This is a genomic window from Mesorhizobium sp. ORM8.1 (assembly GCF_053005525.2).
In genome coordinates this window covers 5957151-5978885 of the sequence record NZ_CM132600.1, presented here as the reverse complement: position 1 = coordinate 5978885, position 21735 = coordinate 5957151, and the positions used below count along the sequence as shown (strand labels likewise).

15 protein-coding genes and 1 pseudogene are annotated in these 21735 nt (G+C 60.5%); 11 read left to right on the top strand and 5 right to left on the bottom strand.

Annotation, left to right across the window (positions count from 1 at the left end):
- Window positions 1-10 precede the first annotated feature (10 nt).
- The 4 genes from ACVDG8_RS29960 to ACVDG8_RS29945 form a co-directional block, all read right to left on the bottom strand.
- A complete protein-coding gene (locus ACVDG8_RS29960; protein WP_455707345.1) occupies window positions 11-1012 on the bottom strand; it encodes an ABC transporter ATP-binding protein in 1002 nt (333 codons plus the stop codon).
- On the bottom strand, window positions 1009-1857 hold the full coding sequence (locus ACVDG8_RS29955; protein ID WP_447251672.1) for an ABC transporter permease: 849 nt from the start codon (window positions 1855-1857) through the stop codon (window positions 1009-1011). The genes ACVDG8_RS29960 and ACVDG8_RS29955 overlap by 4 nt, the downstream gene beginning before the upstream one ends.
- Window positions 1854-2759, bottom strand: a complete 906-nt coding sequence (locus ACVDG8_RS29950) for an ABC transporter permease (protein WP_455707344.1) — start codon at window positions 2757-2759, stop codon at window positions 1854-1856. Before ACVDG8_RS29950 ends, ACVDG8_RS29955 begins: the two co-directional genes overlap by 4 nt.
- A gap of 171 nt (window positions 2760-2930) precedes the next feature.
- Complete coding sequence (locus ACVDG8_RS29945; protein WP_447251670.1) at window positions 2931-4508, bottom strand: ABC transporter substrate-binding protein; 1578 nt, start codon at window positions 4506-4508, stop codon at window positions 2931-2933.
- Window positions 4509-4696: 188 nt separating this feature from the next.
- Between ACVDG8_RS29945 and ACVDG8_RS29940 the strand changes: the two genes are divergently transcribed.
- From ACVDG8_RS29940 to ACVDG8_RS29915, 6 genes are all read left to right on the top strand, one after another.
- Window positions 4697-5671 carry a GntR family transcriptional regulator gene (locus ACVDG8_RS29940; protein ID WP_447251669.1) on the top strand — a complete coding sequence of 325 codons (975 nt, stop codon included), beginning with the start codon at window positions 4697-4699 and terminating at the stop codon, window positions 5669-5671.
- On the top strand, window positions 5668-6369 hold the full coding sequence (locus ACVDG8_RS29935; protein ID WP_447251668.1) for a creatininase family protein: 702 nt from the start codon (window positions 5668-5670) through the stop codon (window positions 6367-6369). The genes ACVDG8_RS29940 and ACVDG8_RS29935 overlap by 4 nt, the downstream gene beginning before the upstream one ends.
- Window positions 6360-7412, top strand: a complete 1053-nt coding sequence (locus ACVDG8_RS29930) for a ketopantoate reductase family protein (protein ID WP_447251667.1) — start codon at window positions 6360-6362, stop codon at window positions 7410-7412. The genes ACVDG8_RS29935 and ACVDG8_RS29930 overlap by 10 nt, the downstream gene beginning before the upstream one ends.
- Window positions 7409-8167 (top strand): SDR family NAD(P)-dependent oxidoreductase, encoded by a 759-nt coding sequence (locus ACVDG8_RS29925; RefSeq protein ID WP_447251666.1) that lies wholly within the window; start codon window positions 7409-7411, stop codon window positions 8165-8167. The genes ACVDG8_RS29930 and ACVDG8_RS29925 overlap by 4 nt, the downstream gene beginning before the upstream one ends.
- A complete protein-coding gene (locus tag ACVDG8_RS29920; RefSeq protein ID WP_447251665.1) occupies window positions 8164-9576 on the top strand; it encodes a dipeptidase in 1413 nt (470 codons plus the stop codon). Before ACVDG8_RS29925 ends, ACVDG8_RS29920 begins: the two co-directional genes overlap by 4 nt.
- 1466 nt (window positions 9577-11042) lie before the next feature.
- Window positions 11043-12374 carry a UDP-glucose dehydrogenase family protein gene (locus tag ACVDG8_RS29915; RefSeq protein WP_447251664.1) on the top strand — a complete coding sequence of 444 codons (1332 nt, stop codon included), beginning with the start codon at window positions 11043-11045 and terminating at the stop codon, window positions 12372-12374.
- A 200-nt stretch (window positions 12375-12574) separates the two neighbouring features.
- Here the strand turns inward: ACVDG8_RS29915 and ACVDG8_RS29910 are convergent, their stop codons facing one another.
- Window positions 12575-12778, bottom strand: a complete 204-nt coding sequence (locus ACVDG8_RS29910; RefSeq protein WP_455707343.1) for a DUF768 domain-containing protein — start codon at window positions 12776-12778, stop codon at window positions 12575-12577.
- An 867-nt stretch (window positions 12779-13645) separates the two neighbouring features.
- Here ACVDG8_RS29910 and ACVDG8_RS29905 point away from each other — a divergent pair.
- The 5 genes and pseudogenes from ACVDG8_RS29905 to ACVDG8_RS29885 all read left to right on the top strand — a co-directional run bounded on the left by ACVDG8_RS29905 (window position 13646) and on the right by ACVDG8_RS29885 (window position 21709).
- Window positions 13646-14023: a VanZ family protein gene (locus tag ACVDG8_RS29905; protein ID WP_447251662.1), complete on the top strand. Its 378-nt coding sequence runs from the start codon at window positions 13646-13648 to the stop codon at window positions 14021-14023.
- 401 nt (window positions 14024-14424) lie between these two features.
- The gene (locus ACVDG8_RS29900) at window positions 14425-17163 is read left to right on the top strand and encodes an AMP-binding protein (protein WP_447251661.1); all 2739 of its coding nucleotides are present in this window, start codon (window positions 14425-14427) and stop codon (window positions 17161-17163) included.
- Window positions 17154-18142: pseudogene (nadE, locus tag ACVDG8_RS29895) on the top strand (NAD(+) synthase). Before ACVDG8_RS29900 ends, nadE begins: the two are co-directional and overlap by 10 nt.
- A 4-nt stretch (window positions 18143-18146) precedes the next feature.
- Window positions 18147-20159 carry an asparagine synthase (glutamine-hydrolyzing) gene (asnB, locus tag ACVDG8_RS29890; RefSeq protein WP_447251659.1) on the top strand — a complete coding sequence of 671 codons (2013 nt, stop codon included), beginning with the start codon at window positions 18147-18149 and terminating at the stop codon, window positions 20157-20159.
- Complete coding sequence (locus tag ACVDG8_RS29885; RefSeq protein ID WP_447251658.1) at window positions 20156-21709, top strand: class I adenylate-forming enzyme family protein; 1554 nt, start codon at window positions 20156-20158, stop codon at window positions 21707-21709. The genes asnB and ACVDG8_RS29885 overlap by 4 nt, the downstream gene beginning before the upstream one ends.
- Window positions 21710-21735: the final 26 nt, after the last annotated feature.

Here is a 21735-nt window from a genome sequence, read left to right as displayed (position 1 = left end):
GCCGCCTCCGTCATCGCGGCCACCGTCCGATGATGGAAGCAGGCGACCTCTTACCCACGGCGAAGCTTTCGAGCGGCGGACGCTCGGCGCGGCAGCGGTCCGTGGCGAAGGAACAGCGCGGATGGAAGGCGCAGCCGTCCGGCAAATCGGTCAAGCTCGGCGGCGTTCCCTCGATCGACAAAAGCATGCTGCGTTCGGCGCCGATGCGCGGCACGGAACCGAGCAGTCCGCGCGTATAGGGATGGTGCGGCTCGGCGAATACCCGCGCCACCGTGCCGGTCTCGACGATGCGGCCTGCATACATCACCATCATGCGGTCGCAGGTTGCCGCGACGACGCCGAGATCATGGGTGACGAACAGCACGCTCATGCCGAAACGGTCGCGCAGGTCGAGGATAAGCTTCAGGATCTGGTCCTGGATGGTCACGTCGAGCGCCGTTGTCGGCTCGTCGGCCAGCAGCAGCTTCGGCGAACTGGCCAGCGCGATCGCGATCATCACCCGCTGACGCATGCCGCCGGAGAACTGGTGCGGGTATTCGTCGAGCCGCCGCTCGGCGGCTGGAATGCCGACGATGTTCATCAGTTCCAGCGCGCGCTGACGGCGGGCGCGGCGGTCGAGCGTGGCGTGGGCGCTGAGATTTTCCTCGATCTGCAGGCGGACCGGCAGCACGGGGTTGAGCGCCGTCATCGGGTCTTGAAAAATCATCGCGATCTCGGCGCCGCGCAACTTGCGAAGCTCAGCCTCGCTCATCGCCATGAGGTCGCGGCCCTGCCATTCGACCTGACCGCTCACTTTGCCCGGTTCGCGCACCAGCCGCACGATCGAGCGCAGCGTGATGCTTTTGCCCGATCCAGACTCGCCGACCAGGCCGACGATCTCGCCCGGTGTGACATCGAAATTGACATCGTCGACGACGGCGGCCATGCCCCGTGGCGTCGCAAACGTGGTGGCGAGGCCTCGCACCTTGAGCCCACCGCCGGCGGTCTTTCGATCCGGAGACGGCACCGTCATCGATTGACCCTCAGCAAATCGGCCAGCGCGTCGCCCGCGAGGCTGAAGCCCAAGCCGGTGATGACGATGGCGATGCCGGGGAAGACGGACACCCACCATGCGGTGGTCATGAAATTCTTGCCGTCGGCGATCAGCACGCCCCACTCCGCGGCCGGCGGCTGCGCGCCAAGGCCGAGATAGCCGAGGCTGGAGCCGAGCAGGATGGCGAGCGCCATGTCGGTCATCAAATAGACCACCGCCGGCGTTATCGCGTTGGGCAGCAGATGCCGGAAGATGATGCGCGCATGGCTGTAACCCATGCCACGTGCCGCTTCGGCATAATCGAGCCGGCGCTGGATCCTGACCTCGGCGGAGACCAGCCTTGCATAGAACACCCAGTCGACGACGCCGACGGCGATGTACATGTTGCGGAGGCCGGGGCCAAGCACCGAGACAATGGCGATGACCAGCACGAGGAACGGGAAGGTGATGACCGCGTCGACGACGCGGCCGAAGACCGCCTCCACCCAGCCGCCCACATAGCCGACCAGGGCGCCGACGATGGTGCCGAAGATGAACGGACCCGTCGTCGCGAACACCGCGATCTGCATATCGATGCGATAGGCGTGGATGACACGCGAAAGCATGTCGCGGCCGAAATTATCGGTGCCAAAAGGGTGCGCCCAACTCGGGCCCTGCATGATGGCGTTGTAGTCGAATGCGGTCGGGTCGTAGGGTGCGAAGAGACTTGGAAAGAACGCCATGGCAAGGCTGGCGCCAAGCACTATGACCGCGCCGACCAGCGTGCCTGGCAACGCCCGGCGCCGTTTCGCCGGCAGGGCGATCTGACCGGCGCCCGCGCTCATCGGGCCACCCGTGGGTCGAGCCAGGCCTGGACGATATCGGTCAGGAGAAAGATGAATGACACGAGCAATGCCAGCGCGATCGTCAGTCCCTGGATGACGGGATAGTCGCGGCCGTAGATGGCCTCGATCATCAGCCGCCCGGCGCCGGGGATCGCGAACACCGTTTCGGTGATGACTGCACCGCCGAGCAACGTGCCGATCGACAGGCCGAACAACGTAACCGTCGATATTAGTGCATTGCGCAGGACATGGCGCGTCATGATCACTCTCGCGCGAAGGCCCTTGGCGCGGGCGAAATCGACATAGTCGGCGCCAACCACCCCGATGATGGCGGCGCGCAGATTGCGCATGAGCACGGCGGAAAGGCTTAGCGCCAGCGTCGCGGCGGGAAGGAAGAGATGATAGAGATCGTCGAGGAAATTCTGGCCATAGCCGCCGACCGGAAACCAGCGCAATTTTGCGGCAAACACGGTCAGCAGCACCAGCCCGACATAGAAGACGGGCATCGACAGGCCGATCTGGAAGGTGCCGCGGATGATGGCGTCCGGCGCGCCGCCACGGTTGAGGGCCGCGACGAAGGATAGCGGCACCGCCACCAGCAGCGCGATCAAGGCGGCCATCCCCGTAAGCATCAACGTGACGGGGAGACGGTGCGCGATCAGTTCGATCACCGGCAGCTTCAGGCCGATCGAGTTGCCGAGATCGCCGGTAAAGACCGCCTTGGTGAAGTAGAGGAACTGCACAGGGATCGGCTGGTCGAGCCCGAGCTTGGCATTGATGCGCTGGACGTCGGCGTCGATGGCGCGGTCGCCGAGCATGGCGCTGGCCGGATCGCCAGGCAGAAGCCGAACGAGGATGAACGTGACCACCAGGATGAACGCGATGGTCGGAATGGTCTGCAAAACTCGTCGGAAAATGAAGCCCAACAGCGGCAAGAGGCGATCCAGACCTTGTTGACTAGAGCACGATGCCCAAAAGTGTGAAGCGGTTTTCGGGCGACATCATGCTCTATCTCTTGACTTAGAGCCGGATGGCGGCGAACGATCGGACGTTCGCCGCCTCAGGCGATCAGGCTACTTTTGCAGCCACGCTGCACCAAAGATATTGTTGCCGAGCGGTATCTGCACGAAGCCTTGCACCTTCTTGCTCAACGCGACCGGATAAGGGGTTTCGTAGAGCGGGACGATCGGTCCGCTGCTGTTGTAGATGTCCTGCATCTTGGCGTACTGATCGGCACGCTTGGCGGGGTCTATCTCTTTCTGCGAGGCTTCGAAAAGCTTGTCGACCTCGTCGCTCTTCCAGCCGCTGTGCAGTGCGCCGATGGTCGGCGAATAGACGAAGTACGAAGCGATCTCGTTCGGGTCGGCGATGTCGTCGGTCCACGCCGACTCGCGCATCGTGAACGTGCCGTCGCGGTATTGCTGGGTGCGGCTCGGATTGTCGACCTGTTGCAGGTCGAGCTTGATACCAATCTGGCCCCACATCTGCTGCAATGCCGTAGCGATGCCGATCTCGTCCTGGTTGCCGGCGAGCACGAGGAGACTGGTCTGGAAGCCGTTCTCGAAGCCGGCGTCCTTCATCAACTGCTTGGCCTTGTCGAGATCGTAGGGAAAGAGCGGCTTGTCACCCTTGTGCAGCGGCGTCGCCGAGGACATGAACGAGGTCATCTGCGACCCCACGCCATGGGTCACCACTTGGATGATCGCTTCCTTGTTCGTCGCGTAGTTCATCGCCTGGCGGACTTTTTCGTTCGACAGCGGATTGTCCTTGTCGCCGATCTTCGGGCGCACGTTCATGGTGATGTATTCGACGCGGGTCGACGGGTAGAGTTTCATGTCGATGCCGTCGGCCTGCTTCAATTCGTCGACGCGCGCATAGGGGATGAATTCCGCGCCATCGATCTCGCCAGACTGCAATTTCAGGATGCGGGTGGCATCATCGGGGATTACTTCGAAATCGATGCCGTCGAGATAGGGCAGCGGCTTGCCGTCCTCGCCCTTTGCCCAGTAGTTCTCGTTGCGGGTCAGCTTCATCGACTGGCCGTGGTCCCAGGATTGCAGAACGAACGGACCGGAACTGATCGGATGCGCCGAAAAGCTCTTCGCCTTTTCGTCGTCGGTCGTCCCTTGCGAGGCTTCGAACGCCTTCATCGGCAAGATAGCGGTGTTGAACACGGTGAGCGCGGCGAGGATCGCCGGATCGGTGTTCTTGAGCTTGATGATGACGGTATGGTCGCCTTCGGTGGTAACGTCCTGGATCGAGCCGACCAGGAAATTCCAGATGCCTTTCTTCGGATCGGCGGCGCGCTTCAGCGACCATTGCACGTCGGTTGGGGTGATCGGCGATCCATCGGAGAATTTGATGCCGTCGCGCAATGTCAGCGTGACAGAAAGTCCGTCGTCAGAGACCTTCCAGGCCGTCGCCAGGCCCGGCTTCAGGCCCTTGCCGTCGTCGGTGGGCAGGATCAGCGTGTCGTAGAGATTGGACAGGACCCAGATGTCGACATTGGCATCGTTGAGCACCGGATCGAGAAAGAGGCTGTCCGCATAACGGCCGTACTTCAGCGTGCCGCCGCGTTCGACCGCAAGCGCGCTGTAGCTGGTTCCAACGAGAAGTGCCGCGCTCAGCGCAGCCTTGACGAGCATGTTCATAACGGCTCCCATATCTCCGGAGGAATTTTAAGTGTTCTTGTTGGCCATAACGTTTTCATGCGTGGCCTATCCTGTCAACGGGATTGTCCCACCCAATTCGCCGCTCTAGCGCAAGAACACGCTTGTCACCCAAGATCGACCGGACTAAGCGTTATAGGTGAATGATACACCTGATTGGACTGATCTGAATGGAGTTCTCGGTTGACCGCGATCTGCCGGTGCCTCTGCGTACGCAGCTGCAAGGATTGATCGAATACGGCATCGCTTGCGGCCAGTTGGTGCCGGGAGAGCTGCTCCCGTCGGTCAGGGAACTGGCCGAGCGCATCGGCGTGGCCCCAATGACGGTCAGCCAGGTCTATGGCGACCTGAAGGCTTCAGGCATGATCGAAACGCGTCCCGGTTCTGGCTCCTTCGTCACCAGCAGCGGGCGTGCACGGCTCGCCGCCCGTCCGGAGGCGATGGAACTGCATAGGCGGATCGACGCACTGATTGACGCCGGAACGGCCGCGGGGATCCGGCCGGCCGAACTCGTCTCGCTGGTCAGCGCGCGCGCCTTCTATCGCGACAGCGTAGGTGCCCGGACCAGGATCGTCATGATCGGACTGTTCACCGACGCCACCGCCAGCTATTCGCGCTTCATCGCCGCACGCCTCGGAAATAGCGTGACCGTCGAGCCGCTGACGATCTCGGCCATTGAACGTGACCCCGCCGCCCGCGCGCGCGCCAATTCGGCCGATCTCGCCGTCACCTTCGTCAATCGTCAGCGCGAGGTGATGTCGCTTGTCACCAACACCAAGGTGGTGTCGATCAGCTTCATCCCTTCGGAAGAAACGCGAAAGGCGCTGGCCGCGCTGGATTCGCTGGCGCGTGTCGCCGTTATATCCAGGTTTCCGGATTTCCTGCCGATCATGAAAGCCGGCGTGCAGCGCTTCGCCCCCCATGTCGAGCACCTGACTGGCGCCACGCTCGACACGCCGGATCTGGAGGCCCTGCTTGGCAGGTCCGATGTCGTCGTGTTCGCCAGCGGCGCAGAGGATGTCCTGGCGAAATTGCATGCAGGCGTCGCCGCGTTCGAATACCGGCACGCCCCGGACACCGCCGAGATCGAGCGTGTGCTGGTGCCGCTGATCAATGCAACGGACGAGGAAAGGAAGGCGTCGTGAGAATTTCCGAATGCAACTGGCGGCAGGTCGAGCAGTATCTCTCCAAGGACGACCGAGCGATCCTTCCACTGGGCAGCACCGAACAACACGCGCAGCTGTCTTTGTCGGTCGATTCGATCCTGTCCGAGCGCGTCGCTGCGGAAGCAGCCGAGCCGCTCGGCATTCCGGTATTTCCGGTCGTCGCCTACGGGCTGACGCCCTATTTCATGGCCTATCCCGGTTCCATCAGCCTGCGCATCGAAACCTATATACGCCTCGTCAGGGACATCCTCGACGGCATGCGCGCACAAGGGTTCCGTCGCATCCTCATCGTCAACGGCCACGGCGGCAACCAGCCGGCCGGCGCGCTGGCGATCGAATGGATGGCCGACAATCCGGATACCGCGATAAAATTCCACAATTGGTGGGCTGCCCCTGCCACGATGGGCAAGGTGCTGGAGATCGATCCGGTCGCCTCGCACGCCTCCTGGATGGAGAATTTCCCCTGGACCCGGCTGGCCGGCGTGAAACCGCCCACGCAGCAGAAGCCTATGATCGATCTCGCCCGCATGCGTCTGATGTCGCCCAAGGCGGTTCGCGACTATCTCGGCGACGGCAATTTCGGCGGTTACTACGAGCGGCCGGATGAGGACATGCTGGCGATCTGGGACATCGCGGTCAAGGAGACGCGCGATCTGCTCGAAGGTCCATGGTCATGAATGCGACCGGACCGATCCTGATCTGGGGCGCCGGAGCGATCGGCGGCACGCTTGGCGCCGCCTTCATCCGCGCCGGCCATGCCGTCACCTTCGTCGACAGCGATGCCGGCCATGTCGACGCGATAAACGCGAATGGCTTGCGCATAGACGGACCGATTTTCCAGGATACGGTCATGGCACCGGCCTTCTTGCCGGCCACCGTCACCGGCCGCTTCGAGCGGATTTTCCTGTGTGTCAAGGCACATCATACGCGCGTTGCCGCCACGGCGCTGTTGCCTCATCTGGCCGATGGCGGCTGCGTGATATCGGCCCAGAACGGACTGAACGAACTCACCATCGCCGAAATCGTCGGCAACCAGCGCACGGTCGGCTGCTTCGTCAATTTCGGCGCGGATTATCTGGAGCCGGGCGTCGTCCACTACAGCGGCCACGGCGCGGTGGTCATCGGCGAACTCGACGGCAAGCACACCCCGCGCATTTCGGAGCTTCACCGGCTGATGCAGGATTTCGAGCCGAAGGCGGTGCTCACCGACAACATCTGGGGCTATCTCTGGGGCAAGATGATCTACGGCGCGCTGCTCTTCGCCACGGCGCTGACCGACGATGCCATCGCCGATGTGTTTGCCGACCGCCGCTACCGCCCGGTACTGACGGCGATGGGACTGGAAGTCGGCGCCGTCGCCAAGGCGAATGGCGTCAAGGCAGAGGCATTCGACGGCTTCGACCCCGGTGCTTTCGCGCCCGGCTCACCCGCCGCAGCCGCCGACCGCTCCTTCGACGGGATGGTCGTGCACAACCGCCGATCGGCGAAGTCGCACACCGGCATCTGGCGCGACCTCGCCATCCGCAAGCGCAAGACCGAGGTCGATGCGCAGATATCCCCGATCGTCGAGATCGGAAGAAAACTCGGCGTGCCGACGCCGCTGACCGCGCGCACCGTCGAGATGATCCACGAGATCGAGGACGGCAAACGGCGCCTCGTTCTGAGCAATCTGGATGAACTGGCCGAAGTCATGCCCGGCACTCCGGCGGGCGCCAGATGAACATCGTCTTCGACAAGCGCACCGTCATCGTCACCGGCGCCGCACACGGCTTTGGGCGTGCGATCGCCAAAGCTTTCGCCGAACGCGGCGCGGCGGTTCATATGCTGGATGTCAACGAAGCCGGCCTTGCCGAAACGCGCCAACTCTGCGGCGACAACTGCCGCTCGCATGTCGTCGATGTCGGCGAACGCGACGCTGTACAGACAGTCGTCGGCGCGATTGAAGCCGATGCCGGCGCGGCGGACATTCTCGTCAACAACGCCGGCGGCGTGCGCGGCCAGGTCGGGCGACCGCTGGAGGAAATCTCGCAGGCCGACTGGCAGACCATTTTCGACGTCAATCTCTCCGGCGCCTTCTTCATGACGCAGGCCGTGGCCCCCGGCATGAAAAGGCGCCGCTATGGGCGCGTCATCAACATCTCCAGCGGCGCCGGGCTCGGCATCAGCCTCACCGGTATCCAGGCCTATGCCAGCGCCAAGGCTGGCCAGATCGGGCTGACGCGTCAGCTCGCGCATGAACTCGGCCCCTGGAACATCACCGTCAACAACGTCGCGCCGGGTTTCGTGCGCTCCAATCCCACCACCGAGCGACAATGGCAGGCGATGGGCGAAGACGGCCAGCAGAAGCTGCTCCAGAATATCGCGATGAAGCGGCTCGGCTCGCCCGACGACATCGCCGCGATGGTGATGTTCTTCGCCTCCGATTTCGCCGGCTGGGTCAGCGGTCAGGTGATCAGCGTGGACGGCGGCAAATGAGCGCCGTCGAGGCCTATCTCGTTGCCCACGCCGACAAGGCCCTGGAAGACTTGAAGGCGTTCTGCCGCATTCCGAGCGTCAGCACCGATCCGGCCTACCGCGACGGCATCCGTTCGGCGGCAAATTTCGTCGCCCAACGGCTGACACGGGCCGGATTCCCAACCGTCGAGATCGTCGAGACAGATGGCCATCCGGCGGTGTTCGGTGAAATCGTCGGCGACGACGCGGCGCCGACCATTCTCGTCTACGGCCACTACGATGTGCAGCCGCCGGATCCGGTCGAGAAATGGACGACGCCGCCTTTCGAGCCGACGGTCCGGGACAACCGGCTCTATGGGCGCGGCGTTTCGGACGACAAGGGCCCGGTGCTGATCCCGATGCTGGTTGTCGAGGCATTCCTGAAGACCGCAGGACGCTTGCCGGTCAACATCAAGATGCTGGTCGAGGGCGAGGAGGAATCCGGCAGCCCGCATTTTTCGCCGCTGGTTGAAAAAATGCGCCGGCGCCTGGCCTGTGACCTCGTTGTCTCCGCCGATGGCGCCATGTGGCGCGCCGATCGGCCGTCGATGACAGTGGCCAGTCGCGGCATGGTCGCGCTCGACGTGGCGGTGACGGGCGCGGCGAAGGATCTTCATTCCGGCCGCCACGGCGGCAGTGCGCCAAATCCCATTCGCGCGCTCGCCGCCATGCTGGCCACCTTGCATGACAGGGACGGCGCTGTCATCGTGCCGGGCTTCACGGACGGCGTCACACCGCCCGACCCCGCCATTCTCGATGCGATCGACGATGCCGCCTTTGACACCGCCGCCTATTTCGCCGGGATCGGCGCACCGGCGCCCGATCCACTGCCCAGCGGCTACGACCTTCTGGTTCGTCAGTGGCTGGTGCCAACGCTTGAATTCAACGGCATATTCGGCGGCTATTCGGGACCGGGCACCAAGACGGTCATTCCTTCGTCGGCTGGCGCCAAGATCACGTGCCGCCTCGTCGCCGGGCAAGAGCCCGGCAAGGTTGCCGAGGCGATCCAGCGCCACCTCGAAGCGCAATTGCCGACAGGCTATTCGCTTGACGTCAAACGCCATGGCCCTGGAACCAAGGCGTTCTCGATCGATCCCGGCCTGCCGGCGCTTGCCATTGCCGAAACGCTGCTCGGCGAGATGATGGGCGTGAAATCGCTACGCGTTGCCATGGGTGCGACGATCCCGATTGGCAGCGTCTTCAAGGAGCATCTCGGCGTCGGCACGATCTTCTTTTCGTTCTCGACCTCCGACGAGGACTACCACGCGCCGAACGAATTCTTCCGGCTGGAAAATTTCAACATCGGCCAGATCGCCTGGGCACGGCTGTTTCAGCGCTTGGGAATGTCGATGAGCGGAAACTCGAGGTCGGTCGGCGGCTGTCCGTCATGACCGGCGCATCGCGTTTGGTCGCGCGGTTCGGCATTTGCTTCATGGTTCACGTGATCAGGTGTTCTATCCTGATCGGCGGCCTCTCACGAGAATTTTTCGTGCGGAATCGGACAGTTTCGGATCGTCATGCGAATGCGGAGGCCTTGACAGCTGCCGACTAGGGACTGTGGTCTTACCTCGCGGGTCTTTGGTTCCCAGACACGAAACAAAATGCAGGCCGCTGCATTGGGGCACGAACTGGCGAGCAACGTTCCCTTCGTCGTCAGTTGGTTGGATGCCGCCATTTCCCGCGAACTGGCGGGCATCCATCAAAGGCTGGAGGTAACAGTGTCGATACCCGAGGAATTGCGGGATGTGAGCATCCGGTATGACTGCCCTAACTGCCGTCGCCCGATTGTCAAAAAAGGCTCGTGGTTCAAGTCCGTGAGTATCTTCAGGTGCAATGCATGCGGGACCAAACTTCGGCTGGGCTACTCGACTAAGCTGGCCATTTTCGGGAGCCATCGACAGTCGGGATCGTCCGGAGGTGGAGTTTGCGTTTGAGTGCCTGCTCGGCGCCACACTAATTGATCGGAGACAATCATGATCGAAACTTCCAGAGCCTTGCAGCCCTGCGACCGCGGTAACCTCCGCGAGCGTCGGAGGGGCTGTAGGATAATTATCACAACGTCCTTCGTTCAAAGGGCGCGACCATTAGCCAAAGTTGATACGGAAGCGGTCAGCCGACTGTAAGGTCGGTTAGGCCCGGCGGTTCAACCCGATCCCACCCCAAAACGGCGGACTGTCGGGCCGCTCTGCTTTGTTGCGCCTTACGATCGAAATGAAGCGGAGTGCTTCTCGAACAAGGTTATCTTTTCGGCATATCCAAGCCTGCGCATGGCTCCGCAGCCCTGACATTTGAATGTGGAAATCACCTTGAACCACGAGCCCTTCCTTACGAAGGTGTGATTACATTCTAAACACTTGAATTCGAGATCGACATCTTTCAGCGCGGCTCGCAGGGCCATTTTCCTGACCTCCAATTGGCAGAAACGGTTTCCTAATTATGGGCAAAGCTGCTCCAAAACTATGAGCAAGATCACATCCTAGGGCTGAACCATTTCGGCTTGATGACTAGCTGGAGCGGGGTACCGACGGCCCTGCAAGAACGGTGGTGAGCTTCGCCTTGCAAACAACGACGACCATGGACGTGGGCGAAGGGCTTGACCACCCACCCTCGCATTTCGGCTCGACAAAGCCACTTCCGCCCGGACGCCTAAAACCCCGGTTTAGCGAGGGGGCTTCTTCAAGGGCTTCTCCAAAGGCTATGCACCGATGCCGATGGGAACCAACCGCATCCCGACAATCGAATGAGGCGCAGGGGCTCGCATGCAGTATAAGTAACAGCAACTAGGCTTCTAGGCTTGGGCTATATCTGAACCGGCCGGATCGCTTTGTGGCCCGGCCTCGAGCAGGAACTATGCCGAATGAACTTGACGGTGTTTGGGATTGGCTATGTCGGTCTCGTCCAGGCTGCGGTGCTAGCCGAGGTTGGCCATGATGTGGTTTGCGTGGACATCGACGCGGCCAAGGTAGAGCGGCTCAACCAGGGCTTCATCCCGATTTTCGAGCCGGGCCTCGAAAGCCTCGTCAAGGAAAACCACGCCGCGGGCCGCATTCGTTTCACCACCGACGCCGTCATGGCGGTCAAGCATGGCGAGATCCAGATGATTGCCGTCGGCACCCCGCCGGGCGAGGACGGCTCGGCCGATCTCAAATATGTGCTGGCCGTCGCCGAGACCATCGGCCGTGAGATGGAGACAGCCAAGATCGTCGTCGGCAAGTCGACGGTGCCGGTCGGCACTTGCGAAAAGGTGAAGGCCAGGATCGCCGAGACGCTGAAGGCGCGCGGCCGCGAGGATCTGGGCTTCGACGTCGCCTCCAATCCGGAATTCCTCAAGGAAGGCTCGGCGGTGGCGGACTGCATGAAGCCGGACCGCATCATCGTCGGCACCTCCAGCGAGGACACCGAAATGGTGATGCGCGAGCTCTACGCGCCGTTCAACCGCAACCACGAGAAGATGATCGTGATGGACGTGCGCAGCGCCGAATTCACCAAATATGCCGCCAATTGCATGCTGGCGACCAAGATCAGCTTCATGAACGAGATGGCCAATCTGGCCGAGCAGCTCGGCGCCGACATCGAGGAGGTGCGCAAGGGCATCGGCTCGGATCCGCGCATCGGCTACCACTTCATCTATCCCGGCCTCGGCTATGGCGGCTCGTGTTTCCCCAAGGACGTGCGCGCGCTGATCAAGACCGCGGAAGGCGTCAAGTTCGACGCCAAGCTGCTGCGTGCCGTCGAGGAGCGCAACAATGCGCAGAAATCGGTGCTGTTCGACAAGGTCCATCGCTATTTCAAGGGCGCCTTGAAGGGCAAGACCTTCGCCGTCTGGGGGATGGCCTTCAAGCCGAACACCGACGACATGCGCGAGGCGCCGGCACGCGTCCTGATGGAAGCGCTGTGGGCCGCCGGCGCCAAGGTGCAGGCCTATGATCCCGAAGCCATGCAGGAGTGCCAGGCAATCTACGGCCTGCGCGACGACCTGCTTTTGTGTGGCACCAAGGAAGCCGCTCTGCGCGGCGCCGACGCGCTGTTGATCTGCACCGAATGGAAGAGCTTCCGCGCGCCGTCCTTCGACGCGCTCAAGGACGCGCTGACCACGCCGGTCATCTTCGACGGCCGCAATCTCTACGATCCGAAAGTGATCGCGCGCTACGGCATCGAATATTTCTCGATCGGCAGGATGGCGGCGTGATGGTTCCAATCGGCACTTAATACCGACACATCGGCTGGGGTGGTTATATTCTACGGCGCCCGGTCAGAGCCTCACGACCCGCATTCTTCGCTCGTTCTGATTGGCGATCCGCCGCCGTGATAGCCGAGCCATTGTTCCCTCCGCCAAGTCCACCCGGCAGAGTTGCTTATATCTGTGCGGCAATATCTTTTGCTGTGATCTCAATCAGATTCTTGCTCGCGACTTTCGAGCGCCTCATACATCGTTGAGAAGATGCTTCCCACCTCCTCTGAAATCTCTTCCGATGAAATCCCAGCCTCTTTTGCGTCGCTTGCTAATCGCGTCGCAAGCTCTCGCGCCAAGGTCGCGTCTGATGATGAATGATGCGGCAGATTGCCATCCATCCATTCGTGCAGGAATTTCAAGCCCCGAGCGCTCAATGTAAAACCGTTCCTGGGTTGCGTAAAACCGTTCCTGGGTTGCATCCGTGATAACTTGCAATCAAATTCGACAAATTATCCCCACTATAATTTGCCCACTCCAGAATCGTTCCCTATTCAAACGCACTCACTGCCTTTATGGTCCGCTAAAACGCACTCACTGGTCCACCATGGAACAACGAAACGCCATCCGACGGGGAACGGACAAGCTTTGGGAAGTCTACGATGTAGGCAACCAGAAGGTCCTGCTCGTTGACGGTATTCCTTTGGCGGATTTGGAGACTGAAGAAGCCTTGGACGCCTTGGAATTGCTAGCAGGCGGCTTCCTCGTTCCGAGTGATATGCCCCGCACGGATTGAAGTCTCATTTCCCGACCGTCGCTCTCCTCTCTGCCTTGCACCCCGCTTGACAGCACGCGTTTCCAGGCAGCACGGATTCCGTCGTCCGTTAATTTCATACGCGCACATAGTTCGTTCGCATGTTTCGCTCGGAGTTCGCCCGACTGCATATGTTCGTTAACCGGCAAGTCCCCAACCCGAAGCCGGCTAGGCCCGGCGGCAAACCGCTGCCACCTGAGTCGCTGGGCCGCCCCTTCAAGACGACATGTTACGGCCTCCCCAGAACGTAGCCGCTTTATGCGTCAGTGTAGGTGAACCGCCTCACATTGCCCCGATGCAGGCAGCTTGGCCCCGAGCATTTGGGTAAAGGCACGTTCTGATACCGGTTGATGCCAGATCTTCATTCATTTGGCCGATGCATCTGCCTGCCAGATTGCCGATGTTGGAGAATTGCAGATGCAATCTGCTGCGATTTTCGAACGCCACAGCAATCTCGAGTAAAGGATCACTCCCTTTGTTGCCCATAGATTCCTATCCAGTGGCAGCGAGGACGATCTTCCCTTTTACTTTGGCGCTGGTTCTCCTGCTTGCACTCTTGCCCGGGCGCATCCTTGAAATGCTCGGCTTGGGTTTTACGTTCAGTCACGACAAGCTCAACCATGCCACCGCCTTCACAGTTTTGGCGGTGCTTGGCTGCCTCGGCTGGCCCGAGCAACGGGCAAGGCTAGTCGTATTTCTTTTCGTTCTCGGTGCAGCGATCGAAGTCCTTCAGGGCACACAATTGGTGGCGCGTGATATGGATTTGTTCGACTGGATTGCCGACTGTGCAGGTGTTACCTGCGGTCTGGTCATTGCGACCTGGACAAAGAGAATTGCCGACCGATTACGCTAGCTGTCACAGACACGAAACCATTCATAGCGATGGAGTCCTGAGACATTGAACGGCTTCGTTCGGGCGGGGCGCCAGCGGCATGCCGCCAACTTTTTCGAAAATACTTAGGTATCGCGCGTACCGAGACTCGTGCGTGATAGACCCATCTTGCCGAAACAAGAAAAGGGACCCGGTTTAACGAGGCGAGCTGTAGCGAGGCAAATTCTGCCTCCTTAATAGGCAGCGTTGCGCCGGCATTAACTGTTGTAGCCGTGTGACGGATCTCTAGGGGCCGTTCGCGATCACCAAGCGCTGCGAAAAGTTCGATATGCACCGCATACGCCACAAGCATCATCAGAATGATCGATGAAATGGTTCGGGTGGACAGCGATAACTGGCGCTAACCTTAGCGTGAGTCAGTCATGTCGCCAGCCTATCTAGGATCAGAACGCACGATTGAGGATCCGCAGACGGATTTTCAATTGTCGGCCTTAAGCAAATGGTCAAACGTCCCGGAATACGCGCTGGACCAAGACGGCCCTGTCATGCGCCCGTATCAGAGGATGGACATCGATTTCGCAGACGTCGCGGTCCTCGACCATCTGAGAAGCGTCGCCAGCCAATATCCAGGGAAGCTGGCGATCAGCGACGGCACCAATCGTTTTACGTACTCGGAACTCCTGTCGGCTGTTGAAGTAATGGCCAACCGGATCATCGCCATCACACCCTCCGGAAATGCCGTCGGTATTCTCCTGGCTAACTCGGCCTTTTTCCCGTTGGCAATGCTGGCAAGCATGGCCGCGGGGCGACCCATGGTGCCTCTCAACACGAGGGACCCGGACACGAGGATCAATACAATCGTGGCCGAGGCGCGGTTGTCCACCGTCATAGGCGATGGAGATGTCCGGCCCACGGGCCTACCGCGCATTGTAGGTTGGATCAATGCTGCCTCCCCCGGCACGCCGAAAACAAATCGGATTCCCCAACTCTATCCGGTCTCCGTGGATTCACCGGCAATCGTGCTCTACACCTCCGGCAGCACAGGGCGACCCAAGGGCATTGTCAACAGTCAGCGCAGCCTTCTGTGGCGTGTCCAGCAATACGTAAACGCCTGCCACATCAACGCGCACGACATCTTCTTGCCGCTGACGGGACCAGCGACCATTGCCGGATGTCGGGAGATTCTCGCAGCTCTGCTCACCGGCGCTACGCTGCATTTGCTTGAAGTCGAAGCTGTCGGCCTGCGCGCGGTATTGGGGCGCATACAAGCCGAGGGAGTGACAGTCACCTATCTCGTGCCGGCCCTGCTCCGCGCGCTTATGGCAAACAAATCTGAAGACGCCTTCCGGACGCTCCGCGTCGCTCGGATTGGAGGCGAGAAGGTTTCGTGGGCTGACATCAAACTGCTGCGCGAAGCGATCTCGGAAACTTGCCTCGTGCAGATCGGATACTCGTCAACCGAGACGACTGGCTCACAGTGGTTTTTGCCGACCGATTGGCCGGAGCAGGGCTCTTCGGTCCCCGTCGGCTGGCTCCTTCCAGGAGTTACGTTCGCGATTGTTGACGAAGGAGGACGCCCCGTGGCGCCCGGCAAGACCGGGGAGCTCTTGATAAGAAGCCCTTATGTATTGCTTGGCCACTGGGAGAATGGAGCCGTCGTGCCGGTGACCTCAGACCCCGGCAACCCCTCCCTCCGCATCTTTGAAACGGGTGACCTCGTTCAACTGGATAACCATGGCCTGCTGCGGATCGTGGGGCGTAAGGGACGTCAGATAAAAATCAATGGCCGGCGCGTTGAACCCGCGGAGTTGGAGCGGGTATTGCGTAGCGCGCCGTCCGTCGACGACGCCGTGGCAATTGTGACGGCAGCTACGGAGCTCGTCGCATTCGCCGTACCGCGTGGGCCGGCCAGCTCCAACTTTGCGGACGATCTTCGTCATCGTGCCAGGACAACGCTGCCGCCGCCCCTGTGTCCTTTGCGGCTGCATGCCATCGCCGAAATCCCACGCCTGCCGGGTGGGAAGATCGACATGGCGAAGCTCAGCGAACTGGACAGTTCGAGCGTGAGGATGGACCGCGGCGTCCAGAACTCGAATGCAGGACAGGAGCGGACTGTCCAGCAGATCGTGCAACGTGCCTGGACCAAGATCCTGAACACGCGCGTCGCCGGGGGACGTTGGGATGATGCCGGCGGCGATTCGCTGAAACTGTTGCATTGTGTCATGGAGATCGAAAGCGTTCTCGACCTGGAGATCGACCTTGAACCTTTCACCGTCGGAATGAATTTCGACGAAATGGTGAAAGCCGTCACAGCGCAGAAAGTAGGTAACGACCAGGCCAGCGCGCGTAAAGAGCATCCGCCAATTCTCTTTCTGCTCCCCGGGTCTGTCGGATATGGCCCAAGCCTTGCCGCCTTCGCGTCCTCCATGGGCAGGACCGCTCGGGTTATCCCAGTCAGGTATCCGGCTTTGGCAATGATATTGCAGGGAAAGAACTCGGTCGCAGACATGGCTGAAGCCGCGTTCGACCAAATTCGACGCGCCCAGCCTGAAGGCAACGTACGCCTTCTTGGTCATTCACTTGGCGGTGTTGTTGCTTTTGAGGTTGCTACAAGGCTGCAGGCAGCCGGCCGGAATGTGAAATTTCTGGGCATCCTTGACACAAGCCTTCTGGGCGAGCGGAGCAGTTACCGGGAGACCATCACCCGTACATATCATCGCATTCGAACCAATCGCATTACCGCTACCCGCATGGCTTGCCGCGCGCTCGCGAAGGTCATTGTGAGATTGGGCTACGAACAGCAATTCGCCCGCATGCTCGATCGCTATGCCCAAGGGAAGTTCAACGCCACCAGCTTCAGGGCAAAGCTGGAGCTTCAAGAAGTATTGCGTGCCAAGGCCTTCTTTCAGTGGCTGCAGGCGCCAAGGCCCAGACTACCGATTACGGGTACCTTGTTTCGCTGCGCCCGACCTGGAATGCCTCGGGACATCGGGTGGGACAGCGCGTTCGCAAATCTGGATGTGATCCCAATCGTCGGCAGCCACATCGACATGGTCTCAGAACCGAATGTCGGGTCGAACCGCCCGCTCATTGAGGCGGCCGTGGCCCAAACTTACCTGCCAAATGAATCTCTCCAGGGGGAGGAACGGTCATCGACGTGATTTCAGGGTTTGGCAAGGACACCCTCTTGCTCGATGCTCGTGTTGAGGTCGATCGCATCCTAGAAGCCTTGCGCCAACAGGTCTTTGGCACACTTCGGCGCCGAGGCGTGGTTGTCGGCCTCTCGGGGGCATCGATAGCTCCGTCGTCGCGGCCCTTTGCGTCGGTGCGTTCGGAAAAGACAAGGTCCTCGGTCTATTCATGCCCGAGTCCCATTCTTCTGGCGACTCGTTGCGGCTTGGCCAAGTGGTTGCATCGCAGCTCGGCATTAACTCTATCGTCGAAGACATCACGCCAGCACTGGAAGGCATCGGCGCCTACTCGCGGCAGATCGATGCGATCCGAACTGCCGTTCCCGCCTATGGTCAGGGCTGGAAATGCAAACTGGTGATGGCTTCAGTTCTAGAGAACAACGGCCTCAACATCACCAGGCTGACCGTGGAAGACCCGGACGGCAACGTCGACACCGTGAGGCTGCCACCCGCGGCTTATCTGCAGATCGTTGCCGCCACCAACTACAAGCAACGCGTGAGAAAGATGACGGAGTATTACCACGCCGACCGCCTCAATTACGCGGTGGCAGGTACGCCAAACCGGCTGGAACACGACCAGGGTTTCTTTGTCAAGCAGGGCGATGGAATCGCCGACATATTGCCAATCGTTCACCTCTACAAGACGCAGGTCTATCAGCTGGCAGAGTATTTGGGCATAGACGCGGAGGTTCGGCGCAGACCTCCGACCACGGACACATTCTCCATGGCGCAGAGCCAGGAGGAATTCTATTTCGCATTGCCCTATCAGTTGATGGACCTGTGCCTCTATGGTCTGAACCACGGAATTTCTGCCAGCGAGATCGCGGCGGTTGCTGACCTTACTGCTGATCAGGTCCAGAAAGTCTTCAAAGACATCGAAAGCAAGCGGCGCGCAGCGCGTTATCTTCACGCGAGACCCCTGCCCGCCGTCCAGATGGACGAGGGGTGACGGGGTGTGCGGTATAGCCGGAATCGTGGCTCTGGACGCTGCCGCGGCACGACCTTCGCGGGAGGCGCTCCTGCGTATGGCGGGCTCCCTCGCCCATCGCGGACCTGACGAACATGGCCTCTACCGCGACAAGCGCGCGGGGCTGGCCCATGCACGCCTCTCCATCGTCGACCTTTCGAGCGGTCAACAGCCGCTCACCGACACGGACGGCAGGACCTGGATTGTCTTCAACGGCGAGATTTTCAACTACCTTGAGCTTCGCGAAAAGCTGGTCGCACTCGGCCACCACTTCCGCACACGTAGCGACACCGAAGTGGTGGTTCATGCATATCGCGAATGGGGTGATTCCGCCTTTGAGCGAATGAACGGACAATGGGCAATCGCGATTTGGGATTCACTGGCCGGTCGCCTGGTCCTGTCGCGCGACCGGTTCGGCATATGCCCCCTGCATTTCTGCGAGCATGGAGGACGCCTGTATTTCTCCAGCGAAGTGAAGGCGATTTTCGCGGCGGACACAGCTTTGCCGCGTGCCTTCGATCCGGCCGGCCTTGATCAGACGTTCACGCTGTGGACTGTGGTTTCGCCGCAAGGCGTGTTCAAGGGCATTCGAGAACTCAAGCCAGGGCACGTTCGGGTCTATGAAAACGACACTGTCCGTGAGCGAGCCTTCTGGAAACCTAGCTATCCTGAAGATGAGCAATGTGAGTTTGCCGGGTCGCTCGATGACGCCGTCGATAGGGTGCGCGAGACGCTACAGTCCGCGACGGCGCTGCGGATCGAACAGGCCGATGTGCCTGTCGGCTGCTACCTCTCCGGCGGACTGGACAGCTCGCTTGTCGCCATTCTGGCCAGGCGTATCGCCGGAGACCGCTTCCGGACCTTTTCGTTACGGTTTGCCGATGCAGAATATGACGAGACCCGATACCAGCGTTTGGTTGCAAGTGAGACTGGCAGCGAACACCACGAGGTGACGGTTTCTCGCAGCGACATCGCCGATGTCTTTCCCGAAGTCATCTACCACACCGAACGCCCAATCCTCAGGACCGCGCCGGCGCCGCTTTTCCTTCTTTCAAGATTGGTGCGTGAGCATGGTATCAAGGTCGTACTGACGGGAGAAGGCGCCGACGAAGTGTTCGGCGGCTACGACCTATTCCGGGAAGGTAAGATCCGTCGCTTCTGGGGCCGTCAGCCGTCCTCGACGCGACGTGCGCGATTGCTGGAGCGCCTCTACCCCTATCTCACGCGCTCACCGGTGCATCAGCAGGCCATGGCGCGCCAGTTCTTCGGACGCGATATCGAAGCCTATGACGCGCCAGGCTTTGCACATGACACTCGCTGGCGCACCACCAGCGCCGTCAAGCGCCTGTTCTCAACCGACATGCGGGGCAATACGGAATCGAGCAATGCGGTCTCAGAACTTCTTGCCCGCCTGCCCGTCGAGTTTTCGCGCTGGGGCTCTCTCGCGCAGGATCAGTTCATCGAAATTCAGACCCTTATGTCAGGCTACCTGCTCTCCTCGCAGGGCGACAGGATGCTGATGGGAAACTCTGTCGAAGGACGCTTCCCATTCCTCGACGACGATGTCGTAAAACTCGCGAACTCGCTGCCGGCCGACTACAAGCTGCGCGTGCTCGATGAAAAGCATGTGCTGAAGCGAGTGGCCAAGCCGATCCTGCCGCCGGAAGTCGTTGCGCGCAAGAAACAGCCCTACAGAGCACCAAATGCTCAGTGCTTCTTTGGCGATAATGCACCGGCCTATGTGCGCGAGGCACTTTCGGAGTCAGCATTGCGGGAGGCAAACGTCTTCGATCCGAAGTCAGTGGAGCGCCTGCTCGGCAAGTGCCGAGCCAGACCCGGGGATCAAGATCTTTCCAATTCCGACAACATGGCGCTGGTTGGCGTGCTTTCAACTCAGCTGCTTCATCAACAGTTCATAGCGAGCCGTCCAGACGGTGCCCGAAAGATCAGGCTCAGCGTCGATGTCGACTATGAGGTCAGGGAAGAGGTGTTGGCATGATGCATGGGGCGATACCGCTTCTACATGACTATCTCAGACACTCAGCCGACCGGCTGGGCGACAAGGTGGCCTTGGTCTGCGGCGGACAACACCTGACTTATGCCGAGATCGAGACGCGCGCCAATCGCGTGGCTGGTCACCTGGCAGATGCCGGCGTGGCGCGCGGCGATCGCGTGATGATTTTTGCCGACAACACCATCGAGACGGTCATCGGCTTCTGGGCTGTCCTCAAGGCGAATGCCGTGGTGTGCATCGTCAATCCGCTTACCAAGAGCGACAAGCTTCATTACCTGCTCAACGATTGTCTGCCGACCGCGTTGATAACGGACAGCCATCTGACGTCGATCTTCCGCGAGCCGGCTCAGAAGTGCCCGTCACTGCGCCGGACCGTCATCTCCGGGCCGATGGATGACGCCGAGTTGAAACAGCTGCCGCATGCAGTGCGCTGGAATGTTGCTGCTAGCGGCGACGGTGCGGCACCGGCGCGCGGCTGCATCGACATCGATCTCGCCGCCATAATCTACACGTCGGGTTCTACAGGCGAACCCAAGGGCGTTATGCTCACCCACAGAAATATGATGACGGCGTGCACCTCGATTGCCTCATACCTTGAGCTTGAGGAGAGCGAAGTCATCCTGAATGTCCTGCCGCTGGCCTTTGACTATGGCCTGTACCAAATGATCATGGCGTTTCGCACAGGCGCCCGCCTGGTGCTTGAACGCTCGTTTGCATTCCCCGCCCAGATTCTTGCACTGATCAAACAAGAGCGTGTCACGGGTTTTCCCGGCGTCCCCACCATCTTTGCCGCGCTATCGGAGCTCAAATCGCTGAAGGACCAGGACTTTTCGAGCATTCGCTATGTGACAAACACCGCGGCTGCCCTGCCGCTGAAGCATATCCTGATGCTGCAGGATCTTTTTCCCAGCGCACGCATCTACTCAATGTACGGTCTCACTGAGTGCAAGCGCTGCACTTATCTGCCGCCGGAGGATCTCGCGCGCAAGCCGTTGAGCGTCGGAGTAGCCATACCGAACACGGAAATGTGGATTGTCGACGAGGACGATAAGCGGGTCGGCCCCGACGTCGTAGGCCAACTCGTCATCCGGGGCGCGACCGTGATGAAGGGCTACTGGGGCAAGCCAGAGGCGACCGCAAGGAAGCTCAAGCCAGGTCCTCTCCCGGGTGAACAGGTACTCTACACCGGCGACTACTGCCGAATGGACGCCGAAGGCTACCTCTATTTCGTAGGTCGTGGCGACGAGATCATCAAATCCCGGGGAGAGAAGGTCGCCCCCAGGGAGGTTGAGAACGCGTTGATTGGCATTCCGGGGGTGCGCGAAGCCGCTGTGATCGGCGTTCCGGACGAACTTCTCGGGCAAGCGGTGAAGGCGTTTGTCGTGATGGAGCAAGGCAGATTCATCGACGAGAAACAACTGCAGAGAGAGTGCCAGAAACGATTAGAGAATTTCATGGTCCCGAAGTCGATTGTTATCGTATCCAGCTTGCCGATGACAGATACGGGAAAATTGAAGAAAGCGGCTTTGTCGTAAGGCTTTTCTTACAAAACATTGCCCAA